The 5,423-nt window shown below is 48.4% G+C and carries 7 protein-coding genes; 5 read left to right on the top strand and 2 right to left on the bottom strand.

The window, feature by feature from the left end; translation table 11 throughout:
- Positions 1 to 407: 407 nt before the first annotated feature.
- From C7B82_RS35040 to C7B82_RS07570, 5 genes are read left to right on the top strand one after another with little or no spacing between them, the layout of a single operon-like run.
- Positions 408 to 1,079, top strand: coding sequence for a helix-turn-helix domain-containing protein (locus C7B82_RS35040; RefSeq protein ID WP_219904119.1), 672 nt, complete (start codon positions 408 to 410; stop codon positions 1,077 to 1,079).
- Positions 1,080 to 1,098: 19 nt separating this feature from the next.
- Positions 1,099 to 2,103, top strand: coding sequence for a Mu transposase C-terminal domain-containing protein (locus tag C7B82_RS35045; RefSeq protein WP_219904121.1), 1,005 nt, complete (start codon positions 1,099 to 1,101; stop codon positions 2,101 to 2,103).
- A 14-nt stretch (positions 2,104 to 2,117) separates the two neighbouring features.
- The gene (locus C7B82_RS07560) at positions 2,118 to 2,930 is read left to right on the top strand and encodes a TniB family NTP-binding protein (RefSeq protein WP_106255693.1); all 813 of its coding nucleotides are present in this window, start codon (positions 2,118 to 2,120) and stop codon (positions 2,928 to 2,930) included.
- Positions 2,931 to 2,980: 50 nt separating this feature from the next.
- Positions 2,981 to 3,787 (top strand): TniB family NTP-binding protein, encoded by an 807-nt coding sequence (locus C7B82_RS07565; RefSeq protein WP_106255694.1) that lies wholly within the window; start codon positions 2,981 to 2,983, stop codon positions 3,785 to 3,787.
- Entirely contained in the window at positions 3,784 to 4,290 is a 507-nt protein-coding gene (locus C7B82_RS07570; RefSeq protein ID WP_106255695.1) for a TniQ family protein, read from the top strand. Before C7B82_RS07565 ends, C7B82_RS07570 begins: the two co-directional genes overlap by 4 nt.
- A gap of 53 nt (positions 4,291 to 4,343) precedes the next feature.
- Here C7B82_RS07570 and C7B82_RS31380 read toward each other — a convergent pair whose 3' ends face one another.
- Both C7B82_RS31380 and C7B82_RS07575 read right to left on the bottom strand, forming a co-directional pair.
- Positions 4,344 to 4,697: a hypothetical protein gene (locus C7B82_RS31380; protein WP_146141084.1), complete on the bottom strand. Its 354-nt coding sequence runs from the start codon at positions 4,695 to 4,697 to the stop codon at positions 4,344 to 4,346.
- A 3-nt stretch (positions 4,698 to 4,700) separates the two neighbouring features.
- A complete protein-coding gene (locus C7B82_RS07575; RefSeq protein WP_106255696.1) occupies positions 4,701 to 5,273 on the bottom strand; it encodes a Uma2 family endonuclease in 573 nt (190 codons plus the stop codon).
- Positions 5,274 to 5,423: the final 150 nt, after the last annotated feature.

Here is a 5,423-nt window from a genome sequence, read left to right on the forward strand (position 1 = left end):
AAACGCCTGCCATGTCTGCGGCTTGAACCCAACAGCTACTTTATACCATCTGTAGCCCAAACTTGAGGAATTGGTATTACTGAAAATCCTTCTATCAGAATAAACAGCGTCAGGAGCTTTCGCGAAAAGAATTCACGCTCTCCAGGCTTCGGGCTGTGGCTTTGGAGTCCTTGAAGAAGGTGTTAGTGCCACTTTCCGTATGGCTTCTTCATCGTGAAAGGATGCGCTGGTGAGGCGAGATCGGCTATTTCAGCCCTGTGAGTCTGGAGCCTGGTAGAGAGGCGATTAACTCACAGAAGCCATATTCCTGCCCTATACTCCAACCACATTTTGAATTTCGCTTAACAGATTGACTACCACCAGAGCAAATGATATGCTGCGGCGAATTAGTTCGTTTGTACTAAATTATGGATACCCGCAGTGCTGACTCATCGACTGTCCCTGAAGCAGCCAACGCCATTATTACTGAACTGGTTTCTGCTGAAGCAAACCTCAAGTTGCAGGTCATTCAAAAACTGATTGAGCCGTGCGACAAAGTAACCTACGGTCAAAATCTCAGGTCAGCTGCTGAAAAGCTAGACTGCTCGGTTCGCACCGTTCAACGATTGGTAAAGATGTGGGAGGAAGAGGGCCTAGCGGCCCTTGCTCAAGAGGGGCGCAGCGATAAAGGTGCCTATCGGATTAGTGAAGAGTGGCAGAAATTCATCATCGGTGCTTACGGCAAAGGCAAGTGTACGCCTGCACAAGTCGCGATCAAGGTCAAAACCAAAGCCAAGGCGGATGGTTTAACCAGCTACCCCAGCCACATGACGGTCTATCGAGTGCTGGCTCCCCTCATCGAACGTCAGCAGCAAAAGGACTCTATCCGCAATATTGGCTGGCGTGGTTCCAGACTTGCGCTTAAAACACGCGATGGCGAAGAACTGGCTGTTGAATACAGCAACCAGGTCTGGCAGTGTGATCACACCCGTGCTGATATTCTGCTGGTTGACCAGCACGGTGCCTTACTCAACCGTCCCTGGCTCACCACGGTCATAGATCTATTCCCGCTGCATCGTTGGCTTCAATCTGGGCTTTGATGCCCCCAGTTCTAAAGTGGTGGCGCTGGCACTGCGTCACGCGATCTTGCCAAAGCAGTACGGTGCAGCTTACAAACTCTATGCTGATTGGGCTGCTTATGGAAAACCAGAACACTTTTTTACCGATGGTGGTAAAGATTTTCGTTCCAAGCACCTGGAACAAATCGGCGTGCAACTTGGGTTCACCTGCCACTTGCGCGATCGTCCCTCCGAAGGTGGTATCGTCGAGCGACCCTTTGGCACCTTCAATACGGAATTCTTTGCAACGCTACCGGGCTACACCGGATCGAATGTTCAGGAACGTCCCGAAACTGCTGAAAAAGATGCGTGTTTGACCTTGCGAGAACTCGATCAGCTTTTTGTAGCGTACCTGGTGAATCGCTATAACAAGGGACTGGATGCCCGCATGGGCAACCAAACGCGAGCCGAACGTTGGGATGCTGGCTTACTGAGAAAGCCACTAGTCATTCCAGAACGTGAGCTAGACATTTGCTTGATGAAACAGACTCGACGATCGATCTATCGGGGTGGCTACGTTCAGTTTGAGAACTTGACGTATCAAAGTGATGACTTGGCTTCTTATGCAGGTGAGACCGTGGTACTGCGCTACGAACCACGAGACATTACAACCGTGTTGGTCTATCGCCGAGAAACTGTACCTGACACTCAGGGCACAATAGCCCTTGCCAAAGAAGTTTTCCTTGCCCCTGCCCACGCTCAAGACTTAGAAACTGAGCAACTGTCCTGGGAAGAAGCAAAGAACATTAGTCGCAGTATTCGAGAAACTGGAAAAGCGGTGGATAACCAGTCAATGCTGGATGAAATGCGCGATCGCGAAGCGTTCTTAGACCAGAAGAAAAAGAGTCGTCGCGATCGCCAGAAGGAGGAACAGGCAACACTACCGCGATTATCCAGCTTAGCCAAGACTATCGAGCCTGATGCCGCTCAGCCTTCATCGGTGCTGCCACCGGAGCAGGAGCTTGAGATTCCCCGGTTTGAAATTTGGGACTTTGACGAGGACTAAGTGGAGTACGAAACATGGAAGATGCTTACAACTACGATGCTCAAACCCACATTGAGCGCTTGCGAAAAGAAACAATGGTGGCCCTTGAACAGGTGAAATTGCTGCACCAATGGCTCGATCGCAAGCGCAGTTCGCGCCAGTGTGGTCGCATCACAGGTGAATCTAGAACTGGCAAAACCAAAGCTTGCGATGCCTACTTAAAGCGCCGGGGACAACCCGATTTCTCTGGCAAAACGCCTATCATTCCTGTGAGCTATATTCTCCCTAAGCAGGAGTGCACATCGAGAGAATTATTCCGACAAACTTTAGAGGCTTATAATTTTGACTTGCCAAGAGGTACTGTTGGCGATATTCGCAGCCTCGCTTTAAAGGTTTTGCGTCAAAGTCAAACAGAAGTTCTGTTTATTGACGAAGCTGATCGACTGAGAAAGAATACCTTTGCTGACGTGCGGGATATTTTCGACGAGTTGAAGATTGCTGTGATCTTAATTGGGACGAAGAAGCGCTTAGACCCTGCTGTTCAAGCGGATGAGCAGGTTTATAATCGCTTCCGCTCTAACCATCGCATGGGCACAATTCAAGGGAGCCAACTCAAACAAATCGTGGGAGTTTGGGAGCGAGACATCATTGCCCTCCCTGTTCCATCACATTTGACCAACGAACCAATGCTAAAAATTATTCGGCCTGCGGTTGGTGCTGCTCAACGTGGTTACTACATTGGTCTCATCGACATGGTCTTACGCGAAGCCGCTATTCGATCTCTAGAGGCCAGATTTATGTATATCGACAAAGCGATTTTGGCTCAGGTAGCTGAGGAATACAGTTGACTTTGTTGAAATTAGGATTTTGATTGCAAATATTTAGAAGGAGTCGATTGATGCTGAATGAGAGGGCATACCAAGTTCACATTGAGCGCCTAAAGCAGAACCGTATTGTCGTTTTGAAGCAGGTTAAACAAGTTCATGAATGGCTTAATAGCAGACGCGGCTTGAGGCAGTGTGGACAAATAATTGGTGGAGCCGGAATGGGTAAAACGATGGCTTGTATTAGCTATCTGAACTTGTACAGAAAAGCTAATCCTTCTAGTGAAAAGCTTTCTACTCCTATTGCTTATATCGCTTTTCCGGGAACTTGCCCCTCAAGACAGCTGTTTAGACATATTGCGTCTTATTATAAACACAACTCACTCGAAAGGACGACCCAAGATGCCCGTAATCTGGTCTTCCAGCTCTTGCACGAGCAGAAAACTGAAATGCTGCTTGTTGATAATGCTGATCGCTTAACAACGAAAAACATTGCTGATATTCGGGCTATTGCTCATGAGCTAAATATTGCTGTAATTCTAGTGGGAGTTCAACGAAGATTAACCCCAATTCTTCGTAAAGATGAGAAACTTAGCGGTCAATTTCATTTGCATTACCAGATGCATCACATCACATCTCAAGAAGTGGAAGAAGTCATTTGGGTGTGGGAGAAAGATGTCATTGCTCTTCCAGACGAATCTAATCTTAACAAAAGCCCAAATCTAAACATTCTTCAAGACGCCTCCCTTACGCCTGAGCATGATTATCGTCTCGTGTTAATTGATATGATTCTGCGAAAAGCAGCAGTGCGATGCTTACAGAACCGATTGACGTATATTGACAAATCGATTTTGAAGCAAGTAGCGGAAGAATACGTATGAACTCTTGTTTAGAGATTCCATCTTGGATTTTTCCTATCGAACCTTATAAGGGTGAAAGTTTAAGCCACTTTCTCGGTCGATTTCGTCGGGCAAATTACGCCTCATCAAGTGAATTAGGGCAAAAGACAGGTTTGGGCGGTGTACTGGCTCGCTGGGAGAAGTTTCGCTTCATTCCGCCACCCAGTCAGAAACAATTAGAAGCGTTAGCTCAAGTGGTGCAGCTAGAGGTTGAGCAACTCAGACTGCTACTGCCGCCACAGGGTGTAGCGATGAAGCATGAACCCATACGAGTTTGTACTGCTTGCTATGAGGAGAAGCCATATCACCGCTTGGAATGGCAGTTTAAGGATACGAGAGGGTGCGATCGCCATCAACTCCGCCTACTCTCGGAATGTCCCAGCTGTGGCAAGCGTTTTAAGATTCCGGCACTGTGGGTTGAGGGGCATTGCCATAACTGTCAAACACAGTTTACGGGGATGAAGCGGTATCAGAAGGAAATGTGAGGTGATTCAGAATTTGAACAGGTAGGAGCAACAAACCAAATTGTTGTCACCGCTTAATTGGACTCGATACTGGACTGTTGCAAGCGATGTTGCCGAGCCGAGGGATGACCCTGCAACCGCGCCCGATTCGACTCTGTGGGGCTTGTTATGCTGAGGTGCCCTGTCATCGCATGGCGTGGCAGCACAAGGATATTGCTGCGGTTTGTCCCCATCATCCGCTGCGTCTGCTGGAGCGGTGCCCCAGTTGCAAGAAGCCTTTTCAGACTCCGGCATTGTAGACGGATGGGAAATGTCATCACTGTGGGATGCGTTTCACGGCGATGGTGAAGTATCAAGAGAGAATCAAGAAGACTGGCTGAGATGGGCGATCGCCTCAACACGGCTGTCGTGCCTAAAATCCTTCTCAAGTCCTACAAAAGCTGGGCGATGTTTTCATAGAGGGCTTCGATCGCGCACGTGAAGCCAATGTTGGCAAATTCGATCGTGTCTCCGGCTCGATAAACCTGGGGCATCCACAAATTATCGGATTTACGCTGAAACCGCTCGACTAAGACTTGCTTTTGGTGAATCAGAACATACTCGGTAAATTCTGAGATTGACTTGTAATCAGCGAACTTGTCGCCCCGGTCAAAGGCTTCTGTGGAGTCGGATAGGACTTCAATGATGAGTTTGGGATGGAGGATAAAGTCTTCGTCGGAGCGACGGTCGCGATCGTCACAGGTCACTACCAGATCGGGGTAGTAAAAAAGGTTGAGGGTGGGCAGGCGCACTTTCATGTCGGACGTGTAGGGAAGACAGCCTGTGCCGCGTAGGTGATTGACGAGGAGGGCGGAGAGGTTGCCTGTAATAATGACATGGGCTTTACTGGCACCTGCCATTGCCACCAGTTGTCCCTGGAGGTATTCGTGTTTGATGGGACTAATGCGCTCAATCTCTAAATAATCTTCGGGTGTGAAGTAGGCATGGCTTTTACTAACGGTCATGATCGACGCTCCCTATAGCCCTGTCTTGAATATAGTGTACTGACGGTTTATGAAGGACGCGATCGAGGCTGTAATACCAATTAAATATGAAGTTGCGCCAAACTAAAGGAGTCCCCTTTGAGGTCATGGGTCATGCCAGGACGCCCCTTT

The sequence above is a fragment of the Stenomitos frigidus ULC18 genome (assembly GCF_003003795.1).
Taxonomy (GTDB): domain Bacteria; phylum Cyanobacteriota; class Cyanobacteriia; order Leptolyngbyales; family Leptolyngbyaceae; genus Stenomitos; species Stenomitos frigidus_A.